Raw genomic sequence first — 23,484 nt, forward strand, 5'->3', positions numbered from 1 at the left:
GCCGCACGATGGCCCGTCGTCGGTCCCGCGGGCAGATGGTGTCCCCGCTGCAGCGGTGTCCTCCTCATGCCGGTCCGAACCGACGTGTATCTGCCACCCTCCCGTCGAGGCTTCCGGTGGATCGCCCGCAACCCCGGCGAACCACGCGGCGTCGGAGATCCGAGCCCGCCCCGCGCAGACCCGTCGACGCCCCGATACGACGCCGTTCCGGCGTGGGGACTCACCGATATCGTCGACACCGGCTCCGCCGAGGAGTCACGCGCCGACCGGATGGCCGATCGCGTCGGCTCGCTGCTCACGATTGCGACAGTCCTGTATGCGTTGGCGGTCTTCGCAGAACTCGGCCGCTACGCGATCCTGGTGTACAACCAAACCCGTCTGGTCCCACAACTGCTGTTGACGCTGTCCGACGCCGCTGTCTACTTCACCCAACTCGGAGGGTTGTTTACGGCCGTAGCGGCTGCCGTGGCCGCGGTGTGCTGGCTGTTGCGTGCCCGCCGCGAGTTGTACGCGCGGGAAATGTGCACCGACCCACGCTCGCGAGGTGAAATCCTGGTCGGCTGCGCAGTGCCGGTCCTGAATCTCGTGATGGCGCCCGTATATCTGCTCGAACTCGTGCGCCGCGATCCGCGTGGGATCCGGCTGGTCAAGATCTGGTGGGGATTCTGGGCCTTCAGTGGGTTCCTCCTGGTCGTAAATGCGTACTGGCGCTCGCGGCCCGGCCTCCAGGCAATGGCGGACGGAGTGCTCCTCTCGGCCTTCATCGCCTTGATTGCCGCTGCCACCGCCGCGCTCCTGCTGGTGGTGATTCGGCGCATCGAGCACAAGGACTGGCGAGGCGAACCGGACACCACGACAAGATGGGTGCCGGTTCCACGATCGGTACTGGAAAATTCGGCACCCGAAAAAGCGGCTGCTCGGTGAGCCCGGATCGTCGAGGCCCGCTCGTCGTAGCCCATCGCGGCGCGTCGGCCGCGCGGCCCGAACACACACTTGCCGCCTACGAATTGGCCCTCGAAGAAGGCGCAGACGGGCTCGAGTGCGACGTCCGGCTGACCCGCGACGGCCACCTCGTCTGTGTCCACGACCGCAAGGTGGACCGCACCTCCAGCGGCACAGGCATCGTCAGCGAGATGACCCTCGATTCCCTGAACGCACTCGACTTCGGATCAACCGGTGAGCCCGCCGATCTGCTGACCCTGACCGAACTCATCACCTTGGCGCTGGACTTCTCGCGACCGGTGAAACTGTTCATCGAAACCAAACACCCTGTGCGATACGGCGGACTGGTCGAAGCGAAGCTCCTCGCCGAACTGCACCGCTTCGGCATCGCGTCGCCGCCGTCCGCGGATCATTCGCGGGCCGTCGTGATGTCCTTCTCCGCCAGCGCGGTGTGGCGGGTGCGCCGCGCTGCCCCGCTACTCCCGACGGTCCTTCTCGGCGACGCGTCGCGGTATCTTGGCGGCGGAGCGTCGACGGCTGTGGGGGCGACCGCGATCGGCCCGTCCGTCAAGGCTCTGCGTGAGCACCCCGATCTTGTGGACCGCGCCGCTGCGGCCGGACGCGCAACCTACTGCTGGACCGTCGACGACAAGGCGGATGTGGATCTGTGCCGTGAACTCGGGGTCAGTTGGGTGGCCACAAACCATCCCGGCCGCACGAAGCAATGGCTGGGGAGTGCCTAAACGTGCGGGACGCCGTGTAGTTTTGCCCTCGTGGCTAAGAAGAGCAAGAGAAACAGTGGACCGAAGGTAGACAGTGGGCGCGCAGCGAAGCTCGCCGCCCGCCAAGCAGAGCGCGACGCCGCGTCAGGCGCGGTCAACCGCCCGTTCGAAGGCCTCGCGGCAGAGTGCGACCTGGTTGCCATGCGCGAATTCGTTCCTTCGGCCACGGCCCCGCTGCCCGTCATCGGCTCGGATCGCCCCGTCACCGTCGCGACGGTTCTCCCCGGCGCTGTTGCCGCACTCGTCCGCAACGAGGGTGAGACCGCAACCGGATTTGTCGGTGTTCAGGTTCAGGCGCACTCCGCCGATCTGGGTGCAGACCTCGCCGCGTCCGTGACCTGGGTTGCCGACGCAGCTCCCGGCGACGCGCTCCCCGCTGCTGATCCCGCTGAGGACACTCCGGCCGTCACCGCCGTCGTCGATCCCGCGGCACTGCTCGACATCACGGTCTACCAGGACTTCAACTGGTGGATCCCCGAAGGAACCGAAACGGATGCCCAGGTCAAGGCCACCGTCGAGCAGGCCAACGCGGCAATCATGCCGTCGGCTCGCCTCGAAGGTGACGGCCTCGTCGCAGCGTGGTGGGTGGACGCCGGTGAGAAGGCGCACCTGCGTTGGGTTCGTCCCGAAAGCGAAGACGACCTGATGCTTGCACTGGCTCGTGTTCACGCTGCCGGTGGACTGAACCTGGGTGAGGGTTCGCGTTACGCGGGATCTTTCCGCACCCACGGTCTGCTGGTTCCGGTCTTCGACCTGGACCCGGAGAAGCACGCAAACGAGTGGGTTGCGGCAACCGTCGAGTTCGGTGAACGTCTGGCGCAGGCCCTGGCCGTCGACGCGCCTTTGACGTCGGCAGAACTGCGTTCGCGTGACGGACTGCGTGGGCGTCAGGTCACGCTGCGCTGATAACGCTCCACCTATAGACGTTACGCAGAGTCACGTATAAAGTTTAGAAATGACTCTGGCGCACGACATTTCCGGTAGCGGTCCCACGCTTGTGCTCGTCCATGGCATTGTCCATCGACGTCAGGCGTGGGATTCGCTTTTGGATCAGTTGACGCCGTATCGGCGGGTCGTCACTGTCGATCTCCCCGGTCACGGGGACTCTGCGCTGCCCGAACTCGGTTCCGACGTCATGGGTCAGTTGATCGACGATGTCAGTGACTTCATCGCAGAGGTGACGCCGGCCGGCGAGCGCGCCCACGTCGCCGGTAACTCTCTCGGCGGGTGGATCTCGCTCTGTCTCGCGGCCCGCGGCGACGTTGCGTCGGCAACCGCGCTCTCGCCCGCCGGATTCTTTGTCAATCACCTGGATCAGTTGCGTGCGATCGGCACGTTTCAGGCCCTCCGCGGCACTGCCAAACTTTTCGGCGAGGGGCTGCCGCACGCGTTGCGGTACAAGCTGATTCGCTACCCGGCGCTTGCCGCATTCTTCGCGCATCCGAGCCGTGTCGGCTACTCGGCGGCCCTGGCCGACTGTCGCTCGCTTGTGTCCAACGAACTGGTCGATCTCGGAGCCGAACTCGATTTCGTGTTGCCGCCGATTGTGAATCCCGCTGTGCCCGTGACAGTTGCGTGGGGCCGACGCGATCTCATCCTGCCGGTCTATCAGGCCCAGCGCGTGAAAAAGCCCTTCCCGCAAGCAAAACTCATAGTTTTGCCTGGGGTCGGGCATGTTCCGATGACCGACTCACCCGATCTGATCAGCTCGATCCTGCTGGCCGGTAGTGAGGTGCGGCGTTAGACAGCTCCACCGGCAACGGCGGGTGCTCCCGAAGAATCGCCGACGACGCTCATCTCGCGAGAGACAAAGTCTTCGATGTCGAACAGGTTGGTGCCCGCACGATCCGCAATGGTGAGAAGTGTTGTCATGCTGGCAACTTCCTCGACCTGCTCCTTGAGGAACCACTGCATGAACTGCTCGCCCAAGTAGTCGCCCTCCTCACGAGCGGTGCTCGCGAGCTGAACGATCTGCTCGGTGACCGACTTCTCCTGGGTGAGCGCAAGCGCAATGGCTTCCCGGACATCCGTGAAGTCGGACTTGGCGCCGTCGACACCCGTGAGTTCGACGTTGATGCTGCGATCGAGGAAGTACTGGACGATCATCATCGCGTGATTGCGCTCTTCTACGGCCTGCTTGTAGAAGTGCTTGGCAAGCTGCGGAAGATCGGCGTAGTCGAAATAAACAGCAGTTGCCGTGTACTGGTGCGAGGCGTTGAATTCGTTGCGAATCTGGTCTCGGAGTAGCGCATGGAATTTAGTCATGTGTGTGTCACCAGAAGTCATGAACCCCAAGATAGTGCAGGTCAGAGGCCCTGTCATCCCAGTGCAGCCTTATTGTGGTAAGCGTTTCCAAACTAATGGAGACCTAATTCTTCAGGCTCCGGAACCCGCAATTTTCGGAACCGTGGAATCGGCTGTGGGCGGATTGTTCATCTCGCGTGCCACAAAGTTTTCCAAGTGGAAAAGATTATTTCCGGCCCGATCCACGATCGACAACAACGTGGTCATACTCGCCACTTCCTCGACCTGCTCCTTGAGGAACCACTGCATGAACTGCTCGCCCAAATAGTCTCCGGTGTCCCGAGCAGTGCGAGCCAGACGAGTGATCTGAGCCGTGACGGTGTGCTCCTGCTCGAGCGCCAATTCCACAGGTCCGCGCACGTTTTCGAACTTCGTGACAACCTCGTCGATCCCGGGAACGTCGACGTCGAGATCATTGTCCAGCAAGTACTGGATCATCATCATCGCGTGTCCACGTTCTTCGCTCGCCTGGTTGTAGAAGCGCGTCGCCATCTGCGGCAGATCGTGCGAATCGAAGTACACGGCAACCGCGACGTACTGCTGGGACGCCGTGAACTCGTTGCGGATCTGCTCACGCAGAAGAAGGGTGAATTCGCTCGAGTTCTTCGCCTGTGTCATACCTCCAGGTTACTGCGTGAGCGCTGCTGTCCGGCAGCTACGTCGCTCAGCCGGTTGTGATCAATTCCGCAGGAATCTGCTGATCATTGGCGAGCGCGTCGAAGAATTGTGATGCTTTGGTCTTGTCCCACAGCAGAACGTCACCCGAGCCGTCGACATAGTCGAAACCGCCGACGGGAACCGTTGTGGTTGTCATGCCGCCGCGCAGTGCCCAGGCAAGTGACGCCAGATTCCAGATGTGGTCACCGTTGTCGACCTGAAGAGACTTCGCCGTGTCGGTGGCCAGGGACCACAACCGGAACGGATTGAGGAACGTCGTAGGACTGGTGGCCTTCGAGAGCAGTGCCGACATGAACTTGCGCTGATTGTTCATCCGGTCCAGATCGGCCATCGCCGTCGCGCGGGTACGCACGAATCCGAGCGCCTCCGAACCCGTCAGATCCTGACACCCGGCCGGCAAGTTGATACCGGCAAGCGGATCGTCGATCGGGGAATCGAGGCACACGTTGACGCCGCCGACGGCATCGACGATTCCCGCGAAACCGCTGAACCCGATTTCCGCATAGTGGTCGATCCGCAAACCCGTTGCTTCTTCGACGGTCTGCACCAGCAACGGCGCTCCGCCCCACGCGAAAGCGGCATTGATCTTGTCGGAGCCTTCACCAGGAATCGGTACGTACGAGTCACGCGGAATGCTGACCATCGTGGTTTTCCCACTCTTGGGCACATGGACCAGCATGATCGTGTCGGTGCGCTTGGGTCCGGTGTCGCCACCGGTAGCGAGCGCCTGCTCCTGCTCCGGAGTGAGACCGTCGCGGCTGTCCGAACCCACGATCAACCAGTTCGTGCCAGGAGTATCCGCGACCCGGCCGGCGTAGTCGGGAAGAGCGTCGATCCGATTCAACGAATTGTCGACGTAGAAAACCGCGCCGACAAACGCGAGCAGCAGCACCAGCACCGTGATGCCGATGCGCTTGCCCCAATTCTTGCGTCGACGAGGCGCCGACGGCTGCTGCTGACGCGGCGGTGGCTGGCGGGGTGGTTGGTTCGGCGGTGTCCTTCGCGGCGGGGGCGGGGGAGCTTGACGGTATTGCTGTTCTTGACGGTATTGCTGCGGCTGCCGATTTTGCTGTGTTTGCCGATTCTGCTGTGGGTCCCGATACGGCTGTGGTTGCTGCGGCGGGGCCCAGCTGTTGCCACTCTGCTGCGTATTGCGATTCTGCGGCGGCGGGGCTTGAGACCACGCCCGGTTCTGCGGCGGGTTCTGGGGTGGCTGGTTCTGGGGTGGCCGGCCGTCACGGCGGATGACCTGAGTTCCCTCGGGCGGGCGCGGCGGCTGTCGCCGCGGCGGCGGACCCTGAGGCGGAGGACCCGGTCGCGGCGGGCGCTGAGGATTTCGGGAGTCGCCGGTCACCAGTTCACGGTACCGGTCACGGCAACCAACCCACATGATCGCGAAGGAGGGCATAACCGATGAACGCCACCATGTCGATGAGCGCGTGGGCGATGATCAACGGCCACAATCGGCCCGTTCGCTGCCAGTACCGACCGAAGATCAGTCCCATGACGACGTTGCCGACACCACCACCGAACCCTTGGTACAGGTGATAGCTGCCCCGCAGAAGGGAAGACGCGAGCAACGACGAGTTCTCGCTCCACCCGAGCATGCGCAGCCTGCTGATCAGATAGGCGACAACTAGAACTTCCTCGGCGCTCGAGTTCGCGATCGCCGACAGAATGAGAATCGGGACGCGCCACCAGTGATCGTCGAGGGCACTCGCCTGCACGGTCAGATTGATGTTCAGCGCCTGCGCCGCGAGATAGAACAGCAGGCCGGGCAGGCCGATCAAAGCGGCAAGTCCCAAGCCGGGCGCGATGTCGCGTCGTAGTTTCGGTTTGGGAGGAAGCCCGGCCGCGCTCGGGCCGATTCCCGCCCGCCAGAGCAAGTACAGGCCAAGTGCAGCCCACGCGAACAGTCTTGCCACACTCAGCAATTGGCGGGCCAGATCGATCCAGTCGATAGCTGCCCGCGACGGATTGAGAGCCACCGTCTGATCGGACAGGGCGACCGGCGTCGCAAGAGATTCGAGGAGCGACAATATGCCGGACAGGCCACTGAGGCCGAAGGTGACCAGCAGGACGATCGTGATCTCGATCCACACACCGCGGCGCTCGGATGCATCGAGAGCGGGTCCGGCGGGAGCGGGTGGGTTCAACCACGAGCGGACGGTTTGGCGGGCATTCACCCGCGCAACGCTATCCGTTGGTGGCGCCGCCCGTGACATGTGAACCGCCGGGGCGCAGTCCGTTGAGGAACGGGCAGCCGACCAGAATGCGGATCGCGCGAGACAGGGAGATGGCGTCGTCGACGGGGTTGGCAAACGGCATCCAGACGTCCCGGTCGCCGGCGTGGTCCTCGACGCGCAGATGTAGTCCGTACCGATTGATTCCGAGGGGGCGTACCCGTCCGGTGCGCAGGTACGAGGGAAGTTTGCGTGTGAGCATCTCCACAAGGTCGCTGTGATCTTCGTCGAGGTGCTGCAACCATGCCGTTTCCATTTCGCAGAATGGATCGGGGCGCGCTGCGAGCAGGTCTTCCACGGCGACGGGTTCGGCTCCGGACGAGTCTGCGACAACGGCCGACGCGAGGCTCAATCTCAGCAGTACCGACGTGTGACCGAGGTCGAGGAGTCCGGGGTGCGGGTGTTCGGAGGCGACGTCGTCGGCCAGTACCCGCGATTCGTAGTCGGGCACCGCGTGCAGTGTGCCGCGCAACCAGACGAGTGAGCGGACAGGTTCGCGTAGGGCCAGCGGCGCATGGTCGGTGAGCTCCAGCACCGCAGGTAGTCCGCCGTTTCCGGCGCTCCAGGCGAGTGCTGTTGCTGCGGACGAGGAGGGTACGGCCACGACGATGTCGCCATTGGATCGCAGGTGGTGCACTGACGTGACGGTTGGTTCGCTGCCTTCGATGGCGAGCACCGCGTCCTGGGCTCGGGCGCAGGCGCTACGTACTCGTTCGGCGGTGGATGGACCGGTGCTCGTTTTCGTAGCCATGCTGCCCCCTCGGTGGGTGTTTCCGATTACCTCATCAGCTGATGAGGTAACCCTAACCTAAGCTGCTGTGGTGTGAATCGCAAGACTTTTGCGCAACTCGCCTGAAATCCCCAACTCCACCCGCTACTACGGTGGAGCAGTGGCCATACCTCTCTCCCTCGGGTTGCCCCCGAAAAGTTCCCGCGGATTACTCGACGGACTCCTGCTCGGCGCTCCTGGCGAACCCCGTGTTGTCCCCGCATCGGCGCTGCTCGGAGCCGAATCCGCTGGACGCGTCGTAGTTCTCCTCGACATCGACCCGACGCGGCTGCGAGCTGACGCCGACGCGTCGTACGAAGCGGTGCGCTTCGATTTGGAGTGCACAACCGAACAGATCGGCGACGCCATCGCGCTGCGAGTGCCCGCCCCACTCGCGGTGTACGTCGACGGCGGCGACGAGGTTCTGTCTCCGGCCGAATCTGCTGCGCTGCTCTGCGAAGGTGGCCGCATTCCTGGCCTCGACTCGGGGCGCTCACCTGCAGAAATCGCCGATTTCCTGGCAGTGCTGGCACACGAATCGGTGGGATTTGTCGCGCGCGCAGCCGACGCGGACGAGGTCATCGGACTGCTGTGCGGAACCATGGCGGCCCTGCGCGGCGACGATGCCCGCGCTGCGATCCTCGACCCGCAACCGGCAAAACTGGCTGCGCTGATCCCCGAAGCCCAGTCCGCGTTGCGCGAGGTTCTCCTCACGATCGAGGTATCCGACCCGAGTTCGGTGGAAACGGCACTACGTGCGGCAGGTTTGAGCTGATCGTTGCGTAACCTTTGAGGCGTGCCAAAAATCGCGTATTTCGGTCCGTCGGGAACCTTCACGGAGATAGCGCTCGCCCAGTTCGAGGCAGCGGGCGTCTTCGACGAGCTGGTCGAACGGGTGCCTGCCGGTAGCCCACCCTCGACGCTCGACCTGGTTCGTGACGGCGTTGTCGACGGCGCCGTGGTGCCGTTCGAGAACTCGGTGGAAGGCGGTGTCGCGCCGACGCTGGACTCTCTCGCCTTGGGTTCGCCGCTGCAGATCGTGGCCGAGACCGAGATCGAGGTGAGCTTCTCCATCCTCGTTCGTGACGGCGTCACCGCGGATCAGGTGCGCACTATCGGCGCCTACCCGCACGCAAGCGCTCAGGTCCGCGGATGGATCGCGGCCAATCTCCCCAACGCGGAAGTTGTGATTTCCTCATCCAATGCCGGTGCCGCGCTGGACGTGCAGGCCGGAACCGTCGACGCCGGTGTGTCCACCGCCTTGGCCGGGCAGATGCTCGGATTGGCAAGCCTCGCCGACAATGTCGCAGACGTAGGCGGCGCCGTGACGCGATTCGTGCTGGTCACCAAACCTGCGCCGGTACCGGCCAGGACCGGCGCAGACCGCACCGCGTTGGTGCTCCACCTGGACAACGCTCCCGGATCGCTGGTTCAGGCGCTCTCCGAATTTGCCGCTCGCGGAATCGATTTGACGCGAATCGAATCCCGTCCGATGCGCACGGAGCTCGGAACCTACCGATTCTTCGTCGACTGTGTCGGACACATCGAGGACTCGCTGGTGGCCGAAGCGATGCGCGCGTTGTATCGAAAATCCGGAGTCCGCTTCCTGGGATCGTGGGCGACCGCGAATTCGACCGGACCCCAACCGCCTTCGGATGACAAGGCAATAGCGTGGATCGAAGACATCAAGAGCGGAGAGGGAGAACGATGACCGGCAGGCTCATCCTCGTTCGGCACGGCCAGACCGAAGCCAACGTCGCCAAGCGACTCGACACCGCATTGCCCGGAGCTAAACTCACTCCAGAAGGGCTGGCGCAGGCCGAAGTTCTCGGCAAGGGGCTGGCCGTCGCACCGCCACTGGCCTTGGTGTCGTCCTTGGCGTTGCGAGCCAGGCAGACAGCGGGATTCGTGGAACAAGCGTCCGGGGTCTCGCTGGACGTGCGAGACGGTTTGCACGAAGTGCAGGCAGGTGACCTCGAAGATCGCACCGACGAAGACGCCCACCGGTTGTTTGTCGAAACCTTCCATCACTGGCACACCGGCAACCTCGGTGCCCGCATACCCGGTGGTGAAACCGGCTACGACGTGTTGGAACGGTATGTCCCCGTGGTCAACTCGCTGCGTGACGAGTTCCTCGAAGGATCGCCGGGGGCCGGCGATATTGTCGTTGTGAGCCACGGCGCCGCCATCAGGCTTGTTGCAGCCCAGCTCGCGGGCATCCCGGGACTGTTCGCGGCGAACAATCACCTCGCGAACACCGAAAGCGTCGAACTGCTGCCGCGCGCCGACGGCGGTTGGGAATGTCTGCGCTGGGGGACGGTGAACCCACCGTTCGAGCACCGGCTCATCCCGGGTGCCGACGACGTGATGGGCTGACGCGCCAGCTCACCACCAGGTTGTCGCTGATCCCAACTGACGGCCGAGCTCCGGCTCCAAGGTACGGACGTAGCTTGCCGTCAGGTGGTGGGAATCGTGGTACAGCAACACATTTCCCTCGACCACTCGGCACAGGTCGGGGCCGCAGACGCCGTCGCTCAGATCCAGTAGTCGTACGTTGGACAGCTCCGCAATTGCATCCCACGCCGGGTTGATGTCACTGAGCATGTCTGCCCGCGGCAAGGCACAATGATCCGCTGAGGTAGCGGTTGCGAGGCAGTCGATGGCACGATACGGAACACCGTCGTGGTGCAGCCACGGAGTATCGCGGATGGCCAGAACCTGAACGCCGTTCTGCTCCAGCTCCTGCCACACGTCGACATAGGCTTCGGGCGTCACGTCGCCGGGACCGTCCGGACTGGGCCGACTGGCTGTGGTGAACACGAAATCGGGTGTGGTGGCGGCAAGTCGGTCGAGGACCGCGCTCGACCACGGCGCACAATCCGGTACGTCGCTGACGTCGGGGCTCTCACCCGCGACCAGTGGACAACCCATCTTCAGATACGTGTCGACCCGAAAACCATTGCTGCGGCCCAGTTCGTCGAGTGCGGTGATCCAGTGTTCGGAATGGGATCCGCCGGCCAGGGCAATCGTGCGCTCGGCGGTCACGTCGCCGTACGTGCAGGTCACGATGTCGATCTGCTGGAAATCCGAGATGCAGCCGTCGAGTGTCGTTATCGGAAGATCCAGTGGCGCATCGAAAATGGACGGAACCATCGACGCTTTCGGGGCCGAGACGCCGTCGGTCAACGTCAATGCGCCGGGGTGGGTGGGGATGTCGAGGGTATCGGCGGCGCGCTGACCCGTGCTCTGGCTTCCCACGTAGGCCTGCCAACCGAACATCCCGGTGACGATGACCGCGGCACCAACCACGGACGCCAACAGGATCGGCCTCCGTGCCGGAGCGTTGCGTTCGATCGGTACCTCGACAGCCATCCGCAAGCCGTAGGCCAGCGCGAGTGATGTGGCGATAATCAATGTCCCGCCGACAAATCCGGCTTCCGGGCGACCCGTGACGACCAGGGCGAACACCAGGATCGGCCAGTGCACCAGGTACAGCGTGAAGGCGAAGGAACCCAACTGCGAGAGGGCGGGGTGCGCGAGAATCTGTGCGGTCCAGGTCTTGTCGCCTTCGCCTGCCCCGCTGACGATCAGTGCGAGCGCCGCGGTGGTGGGCACCAGGGTCCACGGGCCGGGGAATTGCTCGGCGCCGTCGAGAAAGAACCCGCACAGCAGAATCGACGCCAGTCCGGCGATGCCGAGAGCTGTTCTCAGCGCAAGCGGCCAGGCCCCGACCCGCGTGATATTCCAGCGCGTCAGCATCAAAGCCGCGAGTGCGCCCACCGACGGCTCCCACAGCCGGGCTGCGGAGTCGTAGTAGTTCCAGGCTTGATCGTGGCCGGACATCACTGCGGCATAGGTAAACGACACGACGGCAAATGCGCCGAATACCAGCGTCAGTGTCGGCCGGAGAAGTTCTGGGCGAGTGCGTGATACGCACGACGCGACCACCAGCACCACTGAGATGGCCACCAGATAGAACTGACCCTGCACAGCCATCGACCACAGGTGTTGGAGCGGAGACACTGAACCGTCGGCCGCCAAATAGTCGCTCGACGTGAATGCAAGCTGCCAATTCTGGAAGAAGCCGAGAACAGCTGTCAGCTCGTCGGCGAGGCCGGCCCATCGGGTGCGAGGCAACAGCGCCAGGGCCGCTGCCGCAGTCAGGAACGTCACTGCCGCGATCGGCGGGAACAGTCTGACAAATACCCGTTTGAGCGCGGGCAGGGGATTGAGGGAGCCACCGGCCTCGGCGCGGCGAACCAGTGAACCGACAAAGAAGTAGCCGGACAGAACCAGGAAGACGTCGACCCCGCCGGACACCTTGCCGAACCACACATGGAAGACCACCACCAAGGCGATAGCGAGTCCCCGAAGCCCGTTCAGGTCTTCGCGGTACTGCCGTGTTTTCGGTTTGTGCGGTGACTCGACGGTGGTGGCGGGGGTGGGCAAAGGCATGCTGGGTGAAGGCTCCGGGCGTCTAGGGGATCGCTCTAGGCTACCGGGAGATGGACGCGGGTGATTCGGACAGCAGTTCTATCAGCGAATTCACCGCCTGACGGAGCCGTTGGGGTGTGCCGGAACTGATCGAACTCCACTGCGTGCCGTCGGCCGACGTACTTGACGACGCGACAATTCGGCCACGAGCGGTGTTGAAGACCGACACCACTCCGGCGGGAAGGTTCTCGGTGCCGATGCCACGCGGGATGCCGACAATTTCGGTGAAGGACGTACAGGTGACAATCGCACTGCCAAGTTGACCCGCCTCGGCGGGTGGTACGCCGGCCTGAGTCAGAGCGGCGCCGACGGTGTCTACGTCGGGTCCGGCATTCAGTGCGGCGCTCAGCAGGTCGGTGGGTGCGTTGATCACGGCAATCGGCATGGCGTCTGACGGGCCGAGTACGCGCACAACCGCATCTGCCGGATTCAGGCCTCTGCTCAGTGTGAGTGATCTGCTTGTGTCGTTGAAAGATGCTTCCACGCACAGTGATTCGTCGGCGGCGACGCACACCCGGGTAAGTGTTCCTTGGTTGTGGCTGCGGAGCGCAAGTTCCCATACGGGACGAGTCAGGGTGCGCAGTGCCGTGGCAACGCCATGATGAATCTCGCCACCGGGGAGGAGATCGCGCGCGGTCAAAGATGTTGCTGCACTATGCATTGCGGCATCACGTTCGCTGACCGAACCCCAGAGGGCGGTGCCACCGAGCACCACCGGGAGCACATCGAGGCCAAGACGCTCGCGGGCGTACTCGACCTCCTCCGGCGTCAGGTCGACGGAAGGGAAAGCGTCTGTGTTGGTGGCTATTCCGAGATCAAGGGCACTCATAGGTGTGCGTCCAGACCGGCGGCGCCGATCACCGCGGTGATGACGGTGCGTCCATCGGCAAAATGCTCGAAGTGCTTGAGATAGTCGGGGGTGTCGTGGAAATTGGTGTCGTCGTCTGCCGCAGCATGGCGACCACTGGCGACGGGGCCGGTTCCGGAACTCGGCGTAGCGCGGACTGCGTCGGTGCGAACGGAGTCGGAGCGGATGGCGTCGGAGATAGCCGGGTTCACTGCTCCCGATGCCGCGCGCGGCGTGATCTGGCCGTCAGAACTGCCCGAACTCCCCGACAGCCCTGCGCTGGCCGACTGTGCGCCGACGGGTGTTGTGGCCGCCGCTGCGGTGGTGGCTGCCGCATGCCGCCCGGCGCTGTTGCCCCCGGTCAGTGCGGTCCTGGTAGCCGCCGATACTGGCGAACTCAGGAGTGATGTTGCGCCCGCGCCCAGTCCGCCGCCTGCGCCGAGGGCCGCCGATACGGCGCCAGCCGCTGCGGTAGCCGTTGTTGCGGCTGCCGTCGTTGTGGAGGTGGCTCCGCCCAATACGGCGCCGAGATGAGAGGCGGCCGCGGTGACAGCAGGATTGGAGAGCACGGAGGTGATTGCGGCCGCGGCAGTGCGGACCGGCTCGATAAATGCGTTGACGGTCTGTTCGGCGACGGTGACATTCCGCTGGGAGCCTTGGCCGGTGACATCGGACATGGTGATGGACGGCGGTGGCTCGAACTCGTCCCGCACGGAGAGGGGAGCGGTAGCGGAATCGTAGGTTTCCATGGCCGCCGCAGCGCGAAGTTTGAGCTGCTCTGCAGCCAGTTCAGCCACCGCAGCCGATCCGGTGAGGGCGCCGCCGAGCGTGTACGCGGCCAGCTTTGCTGATTCGACGGCCGCGATTTCCGGTAGCGACGGCATGGCGATAGCCGCGACGGTGTACGTCGCCGACTGAACCTGTGCTTTGCCGCCGGTCTTCTGGGCGAGCATGGAAGAGCGTGCTGCCCACTCCTCGAACGGCTTGAACTTGGCGAGAGCGGCATCGGCGGCCTCGCCCGTCCAGCCGGTTCGCAGATTTGCCATCACTCGGCTGACCGTCGACGCCGTGTCTGCGAGTCCGGCCGACACTGCCGTCCAGGCCCCGCCCGCGACGCTGAGTGGGACTGGGCCCGCGCCGGCGATCAACGCAGCCGAATTGGGTGCTGCGCCGCGTGGATACCAGATGACGCCGGTGATGCCGACCATTGTTCTTCCCCCCAGAAGTGAAAATGTGCGAAGTAGTGACGTGCCTGCGGACGAGAATCAGATGGGCGCCGAAGCCAGATCCGCCTGCGTCCGGTTGTCCTCGAATTCATAGACGGCGGCATAGCGTCGTAGCGCAGCGGCTGCGTCCTCGAGTTCGACAACAGCGCGGTCGGCTGACGATGCCAAGCTCTCGGACGTCGAATTGAAACTGCTCGCGGCGCTGGTGGACACTTCGTCGGAGCCGGAAGGCAGGACTTGCCGGGCCGGTTTGGTGGACGCGACGACTCCGCGCAGCCGTGCGGCTCCGGCTTCGAGTTCGAGTGCAGCGGTAATGAGGGCGTGAGGATCGACGTGCATGTGCCGAACTCCTAGGTGACCAGGTCGAATGAGGTACGGGGTCAAACTCCCCGCACCTACTTTGATGCCTGGCGGCGGCTATCGGTTCCCTCGAAAACGGACTGGTTTCTCAACCCCACCCGAGTTCGTGCAGGCGGTCCTCTTCGATTCCGAAATAGTGAGCGATCTCGTGGATGACCGTGACCGCAACCTCGTGCACGACCTCTTCTTCGGAGTCGCAGATGTCGAGGATCGCGTCGCGGTAGATGGTCACCGTGTCCGGCAGGTATCCGCCGTACTGAGAATCGCGCTCGGTGAGGGCAATGCCCTGGTACAGCCCGAGAAGACCCGGTTCCTCGGGGTCACGAGGTTCGACAAGGACAACAACATTGTCGATGGCTTTTGCCAATTCCGGCGGAATGAGATCGAGTGCCTCGCCGACCAGGTCTTCGAACCGGTCGTCGTTCATGGTTACCGTCATGGCTTACGACGGCGGGGACGCGCCGGGCAACGGTGTCGGCACTGACCGACCTTCCGGTGCGGCTGGCGGCGGGACCGGAGCCGCACCGTTGATCAGGATCTCGCCTTTGGCGCTGCCGGTGATGGTCGCGAACCCGCCCGTGTCGACTTCCTTGCCGACCGAGCAGTTGACGCGCCGGCTGCCGGCCAGCCAGCTTTCCAGGGCGATGTTGTCCCAGAACAGTGTCAGCGTCTTGTCGCGCAACGCGTCCGCCGTACCCAGGTATTCGTTGGCGGCCTGTGTGCAGACCCCTTCGAGATAGGCGTCCTGATCCTCTACCGACGGCATACCGGCGGGAAACTGTGTGCCCAGGTCGATCACCGAGATGACCTCGTACGCGTGGGGGTTCGCGCAACTCACGGGGTCGGTCGGAAGATTCTGGTTGATGCCGATGCAGGTTCCGACGTCCCAGACATTCGACTGATCCTGATCGGCTACCCGGCCGGTGAACGGCAGAAGTTCGCCGGTTGTGGTCGAGAACTGCAGGCCACAGCGCAACGAACGGTCACCCGACGTCCAGGAAGATTCGCTCGGGAACATCAGTCCGACGCTGAACTTGCCCTTCGGATCGAACCGCGAGCCGAGGTAGGAGTTCACGATCGGAGTGCAGTGCTCGTCGCGCAGTTCCGCGAACCGCAGCGCGCCCGGGTACCGCGATCCCGGGCCGAACTCCGCGCCCGGGAACACCGACAAATCGAGTGGGCCGGCAACCTCGAAGCGGTGCTCGGTATCGCACGAGACGATGGACATGTCGGTGCGATCACCACCGGATGCCGTCGCGGGCGTCCAGTTCAGGCAATCGCCCGCACCGGCAGACGTGAAGGCGTTTTCTTCGACCGATTTGGTCGACTGAGAGCCGATTCCGCCGACCGTGGCAGCCGGCTTGTCGCCACTGTTCATGCCGCCGGAAATCGCGATCGTCGCGATGGCAGCAACAACCGCGCCCACCGCAACAGCAGCCAGAACGCGTCTGGTGCGGTTCGCTGAGACGGTCTTCTTCCCCGGAGAGGCCGTCGGGCCCGCCGGATCGGACGGCTTCTCGATCTTGTCTTCAGACATCGATCCCATCATGCCTGTTTTCCATGCCATACCGAACCTTCACGGCAAAACGTTTACGTCCGAAGCAGGTATTTTATGGACTATGACCGAAGAATCCGGGCTCGAACCCGAAGCCGTCGAACTCGCCGGACGTCTCTTCGACATGGCGCGGACCGGCGACGCAGCGTCTCTGGCGTCGTACATCGACGCCGGAATTCCGGTGGATCTGACCAACAGCAGCGGCGACACGCTGGTGATGTTGGCCGCATATCACGGCCACGTTGATGCCGTCGTTGCTCTGATCGAGCGTGGCGCCGACGTCAATCGGGCCAACGACAAGAACCAGACACCTCTTGCCGGTGCCGTCTTCAAGGGTGAGGACGCCGTCGTAAAAGCACTGGTGAGCGGGGGAGCTGACCCACGCGGCGGGCATCCGAGCGCTATCGACGCGGCCCGGATGTTCGGACGCGAGGATTATCTTTCGCTGCTGGAATCCTGAGCGTCGCCCGGAGCCGCCCTGGACGTGACCGTTGGCGACCTGGGGAGAGTGGGTAAAGTTCCTAGTCGTGATTGACCTCAAGTTCCTCCGCGAGAATCCCGAAATCGTCCGCGAGTCGCAGCGCACCCGTGGAGAAGATCCCGGACTGGTCGACGCTCTGCTCGAAGCTGACGCGTCCCGACGCGCCGCTGTGCTGACCGGAGACAACCTCCGCGCCGAGCAAAAGGCGTTCGGCAAGAAGGTCGGAGCGGCATCTCCGGAGGAGCGTCCCGCACTGCTCGCGGGGTCCAAGGAACTTGCCGCCAAGGTCAAGGAAGCCGAAGCCGCGCAGCACGAGGCGCAGGCCGCGCTCGACGCCGCGCATCGCGCGATCTCCAACGTCGTGCAGGAAGGCGCTCCGGCCGGCGGTGAAGACGACTACATCGTCCTCGAGACTGTCGGCGACATTCCGTCGTTCGACTTCGAGCCGAAGGATCACCTCGAGCTTGGTGAGTCGCTGAACCTCATCGACATGGAGCGTGGCGCGAAGGTCTCGGGCTCGCGTTTCTACTTCATGACCGGGTACGGCGCGATGCTTCAGCTCGGCCTGCTGCAGCTCGCCGCGCAGAAGGCGATTGCCAACGGTTTCACGATGATGATCCCGCCGGTGCTCGTGCGTCCCGAGATCATGGCCGGTACCGGCTTCCTCGGCGCTCACTCCGACGAGATCTACCACCTCGAGGAAGACGACCTCTACCTCGTCGGCACCTCCGAGGTTCCGATGGCCGGTTACCACTCGGGTGAAATTCTCGAACTCAACGAAGGCCCGAAGCGCTACGCCGGCTGGTCCTCGTGCTTCCGTCGTGAAGCAGGCAGCTACGGCAAGGACACCCGCGGCATCATCCGCGTCCACCAGTTCGACAAGGTCGAAATGTTTACTTACTGCCGACCGGAGGACGCCGACGCCGAGCATCAGCGTCTCCTGCGCTGGGAGCGGGACATGTTGGACGCCATGGAGATTCCGTACCGCGTTATCGACGTTGCCGGTGGTGACCTCGGTTCCTCGGCCGCCCGTAAGTTCGACTGCGAAGCATGGGTTCCGACGCAGCAGGCGTACCGCGAGCTGACGTCGACGTCCAACTGCACCACGTTCCAGGCGCGACGGTTGAGTGTTCGGTACCGCGACGAGAACGGCAAGCCGCAGACGGCCGCCACCCTCAACGGCACCCTCGCCACGACGCGCTGGATCGTGTCGATCCTCGAAAACCACCAGCAGGCCGACGGCACCGTTCGCGTGCCGGCAGCACTGGTTCCGTTTGTCGGCACGGACGTGCTTCGCTGACGCGCTGAGACCATCAGAACAGGGCCGCGACGGACTTCGTCGCGGCCCTTTCTCATACTTTCGGATGAGTTAGTTGAAAATTTTCTCCGAAATATTGACGATCCAAAAATTTTTGTCAGAGGCTAGAAGCGCAACCAAATTTGTTGTTGCAAAGCCATTTTAGTGGCTGTTTTTCTCCGAAGTACGGCTATTGGTCTCAATTTTCCAGTCGGCGTTCGCTGATTGGAGGGTGGGTTTCGGGGTGAATTGGACATGTGTCCTGCCAAAAGTAGTACACGTACTAGTTTCTTCGCTATGTTGTGACGGCGCGCACACGTTATGTCCGAATCCACTGCTCATGTTTGCCCTTCCGAAGGAAGTGCCCATGTCCCAAATCTCTCAGTTGCGGCGATTCGCCGTGCCCATAACCGGAACCGCAATGGTGGCCGGAATGCTGCTGGTCGGCGCGCCGGCGTCAGCGGCTCCTGTTACGACGAGCTTTTCTACTGCGTGCGAGGCAAAGGCTTCACTTGCAACGGTCGACAAGATGACGGCCAGTTCGGTCACTGTCGATGCGCCTACTACCGTATTGCCCGGCGAGACATTCACTTTCAGAATGCAGACGAATGGGCAGTCCTATCCGAATTCCGATTCGGGGGCGACGACGACAAACTTGTCGAGATTGAAGAACGACTTCAAGATCCCCGACAACGCGACGTTTGTCAGTGCCGCAATTGTTGCCGGCACGTCGTTCAACCTGGACCTTGTTGCGCCAAGCGTAATCCGAATCAACGATGCGGGCAGTCCAGATGCTGCCGGGCCGTACCTGAGGATCTCGGGTAATAACGAGGTGATCGGCAACGCGCCGAATTCGAAGAACAATTCCGAGGGCGGTATCCGTGCGCCCAAGACCAAGAAAAATCTTGACGGGACGACCAACGCGAACGGTGACAGCTGGCTCCGTATGCCGGCAATTGACGTGACGATGGTCGCGGGTCCGTCGGGCGTGATTCAGCCGAAGGTCAGGACAGACGGTGACGCGGCAAATTACGGCAATGACAAGAACTTCAGTACACAGTTGGCTCAGGCCAGTGTGCCGCTCTTTGGCAAGCAATGGGCGGCTACAAGGTGCAGTCCGCGCGATGCAAAGGGAAATGCGACCCTGAACGCGGGCGCAGGTCCGTTGGCCACCATCACTATTGAGTCTGCTGCGGTCGATATCGAGACGACGACGTCACTCTCGGTTCCGGCTACTGCAATTACGGGTACTGCTGTTGATTTGACTGCGACGGTTGCTCCTTCGGATGCTGTTGGCAGCGTGCAGTTCAAGTCGAATGGTGTGGCGATCGGTTCTCCGGTGACTGTTGCCGGTGGGTCTGCTGTGCTGTCGCATGCGTTCGATGCTGCTGGTGCGCAGAGCATTACGGCTGACTTCACTGCCGGTGCAGGGTTTGTGAGTTCGTCGGCGTCGGCTCAGACGGTGACTGTTTCGGATCCGGCTCCGGTGGATGTGGAGACCACGACGTCACTCTCGGTTCCTGCCACGGCGATTACGGGTACGGCTGTTGATTTGACTGCGACGGTTGCTCCTTCGGATGCTGTGGGCACGGTGCAGTTCAAGTCGAATGGTGTGGCGATTGGTTCTCCGGTGGCTGTGTCTGCTGGTGTTGCGACGTTGAATCATGCGTTCGATGCTGCTGGTGCGCAGAGCATTACGGCTGATTTCACTGCCGGTGCAGGGTTTGTCGGTTCCTCGGCGTCGGCTCAGATGGTGACTGTGTCTGATCCGGATCCGGTGGATGTGGAGACGACGACGTCACTCTCGGTTCCTGCTACTGCGATTACGGGTGCGGCGGTTGATTTGACTGCGACGGTTGCGCCTTCGGATGCTGTGGGCAGTGTGCAGTTCAAGTCGAATGGTGTGGCGATTGGTTCTCCGGTGGCTGTGTCTGCTGGTGTTGCGACGTTGAATCATGCGTTCGATGCTGCTGGTGCGCAGAGTATTACGGCTGACTTCACTGCCGGTGCAGGGTTTGTGAGTTCCTCGGCGTCGGCTCAGACGGTGACTGTCTCGGATCCGGCTCCGGTGGATGTGGAGACGACGACGTCACTCTCGGTTCCTGCTACTGCGATTACGGGTGCGGCGGTTGATTTGACTGCGACGGTTGCGCCTTCGGATGCTGTGGGCAGTGTGCAGTTCAAGTCGAATGGTGTGGCGATTGGTTCTCCGGTGGCTGTGTCTGCTGGTGTTGCGACGTTGAATCATGCGTTCGATGCTGCTGGTGCGCAGAGTATTACGGCTGACTTCACCGCGGGTGCAGGGTTTGTGAGTTCCTCGGCGTCGGCTCAGACGGTGACTGTTTCTGATCCGGCTCCGGTGGAGAAGGCAACGAAGACAGTTCTGAGTGTTCAGGGTGAAGCCAAGGTTGGACTCCCCGTGGATCTCTTCGCGACGGTGTCCGAGGATCCCTCGAATGACGTTGTGCCGTCCGGCGGAACTGTTCAGTTCAAGATCGGTGGAGTCGATCAGGGCGCCCCGGTTGCAGTTGTTGACGGAGTTGCCAAGCTGCCGCACGTATTCGGAGCAGAAGGCACCTTTGCAGTCTCGGCCGTATTCAGCGGCTCCGGAGTGTTCACTTCATCCACTGCTGAGTCCGTCGACGTCAATGTGACGGTTCCGACGGTCTCGGATGTCGAGAGCTCGACGTCGTTGACGGCGCCGTCTTCGGCAAAGGTCGGCACCTCGGTGCAGCTGAAGGCTGTGGTCAGTTCTTCCGGCGCGACGTCGGGAACCGTCCAGTTCTTCGACGGAACTACTCCGATCGGAATGGCGGTTGATGTTGTGGGTGGGCAGGCCGTGCTGAGCCACACCTTCACCACGACCGGCAACCATTCGATCACCGCGGTGTACAGCGGAGCCCAGGGCGTTACGGGTTCCACGTCGACCGCATCGGTTGTGAACGTCGGTAACGGGGGCGGTGACTTCGGTTCGCTCGGATCGCTGTCGCTGCCGTTCGGTTCCTGATTCCCCGATGATGTGATGCCCCTTGCGCCTATAGGTGCAAGGGGCATTGCCCGGCGCGCTGGGTGGCCGCTCCCCCGACTCTTGATCACCCTCTGCTGCACAGCAGATTCGGCTCTAACTCAACTGCTGTTGTGGCACTGGCTGCGGTGGTTGTTCCGTTCAGTCAGTGCATCGCACAGAGAGGCTCGAAATCTATGAAAAACAAGAAGTTACGTCGGCTGTTAGCCGCCGCCAGCACCGCCGCGATAGCGGTGGGTTTCGCCACGTCGTTCGGCGTCATGGCCGCATCCGCTGCGCCCGTGAGCGCATCGACGACATCCGGCAGTTGGACATTCAACCGCACGATCAGCAACGGTACGCCCGTCCCTGGCGACACAATCACCGTCACGAACAACATTCGCTGGAACGGTGGTCTCGCTCCGACCATCAGCGCCTTCAAGGACATTCACCCGGATTGCCTCACCTACGTCGCGGATTCGTCACGAGTCAGCGGTAAGGGTGTCACCACGGATTCGACCAACTCCACCTATGTACGCATGACAGGATCGTGGATCCGCAGCGCCGTCGATCGGAACATCGACTACACGGTGACGTATACCGTCGGCCAGAACTGCGCCCGCGACGTCGCACTGATAACGGGAGCCGGCATCAGTGCGAACCAGAGTTTGGGCTCTGAAACCGCCAATGCCGGTCCGTCCATCACAGTTGCAAAAGCTGCGACGCAGACCAGCCTCGCCGTAGCGCCTGCGCCGCAAGCTAATCGGTCCTCGACCCTGACGGCCACCGTCACAACAGGTGCCACCGGAAACGTCGACTTTTTCAACGGCGGCAACCTCCTAGGTACTGGCACGATCGCTAACGGGACAGCTACCTACGCGTGGACCCCGACCGGCGCGGACGCCGGCCAGCCGTACGCGATCACCGCGAAGTACCTCAGCGACGCCACCAATGCGGTATCGACCTCGGCCCCGCAAACCGGAACTGTGGCAGCTGCGCCGACCGTACCGGCTGCCCCGACTGAAGTCACGGTGAACCCGGCTTCTGTCGTTGTCGGCGGAACTGTGACGGTTTCCGGTAAGGCTGAGGCCAATTCGGAGGTCACTGTCATAGCTGGTGACAAGACGTGCAAGGTTACTGCAAATGCTGCCGGGGCTTTCAGCTGTGACATCACCACCAGCGAGCCCGGCACTCTGACCGTGACTGCTGTTGCGGCCAATACTGTTGGTGTCGGGCCGATCTCGGCCCCAGTCACTGTTGAAGTGTCGGCCCCGGCTGATGTTGATACGACGCTTGGTTTGATGGTTCCGTCTGTTGCGACGACGGGTGTTGCTGTTGATTTGACGGCGACGGTTGCTCCGGCGAACGCGGTGGGTACGGTGCAGTTCCAGGACAACGGTGTCGATATTGGTTCGGCGGTGAGTGTTGTCGGTGGTGTCGGGACTCTCTCGCATGCGTTCGGTTCTGCTGGTGCGCATTCGATTACGGCGAGTTTCACTGCGGGTGCGGGTTTCAATGATTCGGTTGCTACTGAGAAGACGGTGACGGTTTCTGATCCTGTTGCGGTTGATGTTGATACGACGCTTGGTTTGACGGTTCCGCCTGTTGCGACGACGGGTGTTGCTGTTGATCTGACGGCGGCTGTGACTCCGGCTTCAGCTGCGGGTTCGGTGTCGTTCAAGGTTGCGGGTGCCGAGGTTGGTACTGCTTCTGTGTCGAATGGTGTTGCGACGCTTTCGCACACGTTTGCTGTTGCGGGCGTGCAGTCGGTGACGGCGGATTTCTCGGGTGCGGGTTTTGTGGCCTCGAGTGCGGGCCCGTCGCCGGTGACGGTTTCTGATGCAGCGGTGGTCGACACGAGTTCGACAACGGTGCTCAGTGTTGCCGGTGAAGCGAAGGTCGGTGTGGAACTGGATCTTTCCGCTGCTGTTGCCGGTCAGCCTTCAGGTGATCCGGCTCCGTCGGGCGGCACGGTCGCCTTCAAGGTTGACGGTGTCAGCGTCGGTTCGGTTCCTGTGGTTAACGGTGTGGCGACGATGCCGCACACGTTCAACGCCGTCGGCACGGTTACGGTGACTGCTGTGTACAGCGGTTCCGGTACGTTGGCTGGCTCGACATCGAACGCGGCGACGGTCAATGTGACTGTCGAGGCGCCGACTGACGTGGATACGACAACAACGTTGAATGCTCCGGCATCTGGCGTTGTAGGTGAAAATGTTCAGTTGAAGGCCAACGTGTCTCCGCTGGGCAGTGTCGGTACGGTGCAGTTCTTCGAGGGCAATGTGCCGTTGGGCGCGGCGGTGGATGTGGTCAACGGTGTCGCTGTTCTTGATCACGCCTTCGCCACTGCGGGTAATCATTCGATCACGGCGGTGTTCAGCGGTGGTCCCGGGATGAAGGCGTCGGAATCTGCCGGGGCGACGATCAACGTGACCGAAGCGGAGACGGGAACCGGTGGATCGGGTTCTCTGGGTAGTATCTTCGGCTCGTAGGCAGAAGGTG

The 23,484-nt window shown here is 62.8% G+C and carries 23 protein-coding genes; 11 read left to right on the plus strand and 12 right to left on the minus strand.

The window, feature by feature from the left end:
* The first annotated feature begins 66 nt into the window (after positions 1-66).
* From FFI94_RS00870 to FFI94_RS00885, 4 genes are read left to right on the plus strand one after another with little or no spacing between them, the layout of a single operon-like run.
* Positions 67-924 carry a DUF4328 domain-containing protein gene (locus FFI94_RS00870; protein ID WP_313905493.1) on the plus strand — a complete coding sequence of 286 codons (858 nt, stop codon included), beginning with the start codon at positions 67-69 and terminating at the stop codon, positions 922-924.
* A complete protein-coding gene (locus FFI94_RS00875; RefSeq protein ID WP_138871329.1) occupies positions 921-1,685 on the plus strand; it encodes a glycerophosphodiester phosphodiesterase in 765 nt (254 codons plus the stop codon). The genes FFI94_RS00870 and FFI94_RS00875 overlap by 4 nt, the downstream gene beginning before the upstream one ends.
* Positions 1,686-1,715: 30 nt before the next feature.
* On the plus strand, positions 1,716-2,630 hold the full coding sequence (locus FFI94_RS00880) for a DUF5926 family protein (RefSeq protein WP_138871330.1): 915 nt from the start codon (positions 1,716-1,718) through the stop codon (positions 2,628-2,630).
* Positions 2,631-2,679: 49 nt separating this feature from the next.
* Complete coding sequence (locus tag FFI94_RS00885) at positions 2,680-3,468, plus strand: alpha/beta fold hydrolase (protein WP_138871331.1); 789 nt, start codon at positions 2,680-2,682, stop codon at positions 3,466-3,468.
* Here FFI94_RS00885 and FFI94_RS00890 read toward each other — a convergent pair.
* The 5 genes from FFI94_RS00890 to FFI94_RS00910 form a co-directional block, all read right to left on the minus strand.
* Complete coding sequence (locus FFI94_RS00890; protein WP_138871332.1) at positions 3,465-4,010, minus strand: ferritin; 546 nt, start codon at positions 4,008-4,010, stop codon at positions 3,465-3,467. The two genes, FFI94_RS00885 and FFI94_RS00890, sit on opposite strands and share 4 nt — an antisense overlap.
* Positions 4,011-4,100: 90 nt before the next feature.
* Positions 4,101-4,646 (minus strand): ferritin, encoded by a 546-nt coding sequence (locus FFI94_RS00895; protein ID WP_138871333.1) that lies wholly within the window; start codon positions 4,644-4,646, stop codon positions 4,101-4,103.
* Between the two features lie 46 nt (positions 4,647-4,692).
* Positions 4,693-5,952, minus strand: coding sequence for an LCP family protein (locus FFI94_RS00900; protein WP_260684447.1), 1,260 nt, complete (start codon positions 5,950-5,952; stop codon positions 4,693-4,695).
* 124 nt (positions 5,953-6,076) lie between these two features.
* Positions 6,077-6,931: a CPBP family intramembrane glutamic endopeptidase gene (locus tag FFI94_RS00905; RefSeq protein ID WP_378664588.1), complete on the minus strand. Its 855-nt coding sequence runs from the start codon at positions 6,929-6,931 to the stop codon at positions 6,077-6,079.
* Positions 6,903-7,700, minus strand: coding sequence for a DUF2470 domain-containing protein (locus FFI94_RS00910; RefSeq protein WP_138871335.1), 798 nt, complete (start codon positions 7,698-7,700; stop codon positions 6,903-6,905). Before FFI94_RS00910 ends, FFI94_RS00905 begins: the two co-directional genes overlap by 29 nt.
* 139 nt (positions 7,701-7,839) lie before the next feature.
* Here FFI94_RS00910 and FFI94_RS00915 point away from each other — a divergent pair, with 139 nt between their 5' ends.
* The 3 genes from FFI94_RS00915 to FFI94_RS00925 are packed head-to-tail and all read left to right on the plus strand — an operon-like array spanning position 7,840 to position 10,094.
* A complete protein-coding gene (locus tag FFI94_RS00915; RefSeq protein WP_138871336.1) occupies positions 7,840-8,493 on the plus strand; it encodes a hypothetical protein in 654 nt (217 codons plus the stop codon).
* A 21-nt stretch (positions 8,494-8,514) separates the two neighbouring features.
* The gene (pheA, locus tag FFI94_RS00920; protein ID WP_138871337.1) at positions 8,515-9,429 is read left to right on the plus strand and encodes a prephenate dehydratase; all 915 of its coding nucleotides are present in this window, start codon (positions 8,515-8,517) and stop codon (positions 9,427-9,429) included.
* Positions 9,426-10,094: a histidine phosphatase family protein gene (locus FFI94_RS00925; RefSeq protein WP_138871338.1), complete on the plus strand. Its 669-nt coding sequence runs from the start codon at positions 9,426-9,428 to the stop codon at positions 10,092-10,094. Before pheA ends, FFI94_RS00925 begins: the two co-directional genes overlap by 4 nt.
* A gap of 9 nt (positions 10,095-10,103) precedes the next feature.
* On the opposite strand, the gene FFI94_RS00930 is transcribed toward FFI94_RS00925, so the two are convergent.
* From FFI94_RS00930 to FFI94_RS00955, 6 genes are all read right to left on the minus strand, one after another.
* Positions 10,104-12,173, minus strand: coding sequence for an acyltransferase family protein (locus FFI94_RS00930; protein WP_138871339.1), 2,070 nt, complete (start codon positions 12,171-12,173; stop codon positions 10,104-10,106).
* Between the two features lie 40 nt (positions 12,174-12,213).
* A complete protein-coding gene (locus tag FFI94_RS00935; protein WP_138871340.1) occupies positions 12,214-13,041 on the minus strand; it encodes an ESX secretion-associated protein EspG in 828 nt (275 codons plus the stop codon).
* Positions 13,038-14,267, minus strand: a complete 1,230-nt coding sequence (locus FFI94_RS00940) for a PPE family protein (protein WP_138871341.1) — start codon at positions 14,265-14,267, stop codon at positions 13,038-13,040. The genes FFI94_RS00935 and FFI94_RS00940 overlap by 4 nt, the downstream gene beginning before the upstream one ends.
* 57 nt (positions 14,268-14,324) lie before the next feature.
* On the minus strand, positions 14,325-14,624 hold the full coding sequence (locus FFI94_RS00945) for a PE domain-containing protein (RefSeq protein ID WP_138871342.1): 300 nt from the start codon (positions 14,622-14,624) through the stop codon (positions 14,325-14,327).
* Positions 14,625-14,733: 109 nt separating this feature from the next.
* The gene (locus tag FFI94_RS00950; RefSeq protein ID WP_138871343.1) at positions 14,734-15,084 is read right to left on the minus strand and encodes a metallopeptidase family protein; all 351 of its coding nucleotides are present in this window, start codon (positions 15,082-15,084) and stop codon (positions 14,734-14,736) included.
* A gap of 3 nt (positions 15,085-15,087) precedes the next feature.
* Entirely contained in the window at positions 15,088-16,194 is a 1,107-nt protein-coding gene (locus tag FFI94_RS00955; RefSeq protein ID WP_138873536.1) for a septum formation family protein, read from the minus strand.
* Positions 16,195-16,264: 70 nt separating this feature from the next.
* Between FFI94_RS00955 and FFI94_RS00960 the strand changes: the two genes are divergently transcribed.
* Both FFI94_RS00960 and serS read left to right on the plus strand, forming a co-directional pair.
* Entirely contained in the window at positions 16,265-16,660 is a 396-nt protein-coding gene (locus tag FFI94_RS00960) for an ankyrin repeat domain-containing protein (protein WP_092805552.1), read from the plus strand.
* A gap of 67 nt (positions 16,661-16,727) precedes the next feature.
* The gene (gene serS / locus FFI94_RS00965) at positions 16,728-17,981 is read left to right on the plus strand and encodes a serine--tRNA ligase (protein ID WP_138871344.1); all 1,254 of its coding nucleotides are present in this window, start codon (positions 16,728-16,730) and stop codon (positions 17,979-17,981) included.
* 378 nt (positions 17,982-18,359) lie between these two features.
* On the opposite strand, the gene FFI94_RS34100 is transcribed toward serS, so the two are convergent.
* A complete protein-coding gene (locus FFI94_RS34100; protein WP_260683780.1) occupies positions 18,360-18,569 on the minus strand; it encodes a hypothetical protein in 210 nt (69 codons plus the stop codon).
* Positions 18,570-18,642: 73 nt separating this feature from the next.
* Between FFI94_RS34100 and FFI94_RS00970 the strand changes: the two genes are divergently transcribed.
* Positions 18,643-20,985, plus strand: a complete 2,343-nt coding sequence (locus FFI94_RS00970) for an Ig-like domain-containing protein (protein WP_260683781.1) — start codon at positions 18,643-18,645, stop codon at positions 20,983-20,985.
* A 194-nt stretch (positions 20,986-21,179) separates the two neighbouring features.
* Positions 21,180-23,474, plus strand: coding sequence for an Ig-like domain-containing protein (locus FFI94_RS00975; protein ID WP_138871346.1), 2,295 nt, complete (start codon positions 21,180-21,182; stop codon positions 23,472-23,474).
* The last annotated feature ends 10 nt before the right edge of the window (positions 23,475-23,484 follow it).

Origin of the sequence: Rhodococcus sp. KBS0724, assembly GCF_005938745.2 — a bacterium.
In the GTDB taxonomy this organism is placed as follows: Bacteria; Actinomycetota; Actinomycetes; order Mycobacteriales; family Mycobacteriaceae; genus Rhodococcus_F.

Coding starts and splice junctions, on each gene's coding strand:
- FFI94_RS00975 (WP_138871346.1), top strand. CDS start 21,180: ATGAAAAACAAGAAGTTACGTCGGCTGTTAGCCGCCGCCAGCACCGCC.
- FFI94_RS00945 (WP_138871342.1), bottom strand. CDS start 14,624: ATGCACGTCGATCCTCACGCCCTCATTACCGCTGCACTCGAACTCGAA.
- FFI94_RS00935 (WP_138871340.1), bottom strand. CDS start 13,041: ATGAGTGCCCTTGATCTCGGAATAGCCACCAACACAGACGCTTTCCCT.
- FFI94_RS00885 (WP_138871331.1), top strand. CDS start 2,680: ATGACTCTGGCGCACGACATTTCCGGTAGCGGTCCCACGCTTGTGCTC.
- FFI94_RS00870 (WP_313905493.1), top strand. CDS start 67: ATGCCGGTCCGAACCGACGTGTATCTGCCACCCTCCCGTCGAGGCTTC.
- FFI94_RS00960 (WP_092805552.1), top strand. CDS start 16,265: ATGACCGAAGAATCCGGGCTCGAACCCGAAGCCGTCGAACTCGCCGGA.
- FFI94_RS00905 (WP_378664588.1), bottom strand. CDS start 6,931: ATGTCACGGGCGGCGCCACCAACGGATAGCGTTGCGCGGGTGAATGCC.
- FFI94_RS00890 (WP_138871332.1), bottom strand. CDS start 4,010: ATGACTTCTGGTGACACACACATGACTAAATTCCATGCGCTACTCCGA.
- FFI94_RS00955 (WP_138873536.1), bottom strand. CDS start 16,194: ATGATGGGATCGATGTCTGAAGACAAGATCGAGAAGCCGTCCGATCCG.
- FFI94_RS00930 (WP_138871339.1), bottom strand. CDS start 12,173: ATGCCTTTGCCCACCCCCGCCACCACCGTCGAGTCACCGCACAAACCG.
- FFI94_RS00895 (WP_138871333.1), bottom strand. CDS start 4,646: ATGACACAGGCGAAGAACTCGAGCGAATTCACCCTTCTTCTGCGTGAG.
- FFI94_RS00925 (WP_138871338.1), top strand. CDS start 9,426: ATGACCGGCAGGCTCATCCTCGTTCGGCACGGCCAGACCGAAGCCAAC.
- FFI94_RS00950 (WP_138871343.1), bottom strand. CDS start 15,084: ATGACGGTAACCATGAACGACGACCGGTTCGAAGACCTGGTCGGCGAG.
- FFI94_RS00910 (WP_138871335.1), bottom strand. CDS start 7,700: ATGGCTACGAAAACGAGCACCGGTCCATCCACCGCCGAACGAGTACGT.
- FFI94_RS00940 (WP_138871341.1), bottom strand. CDS start 14,267: ATGGTCGGCATCACCGGCGTCATCTGGTATCCACGCGGCGCAGCACCC.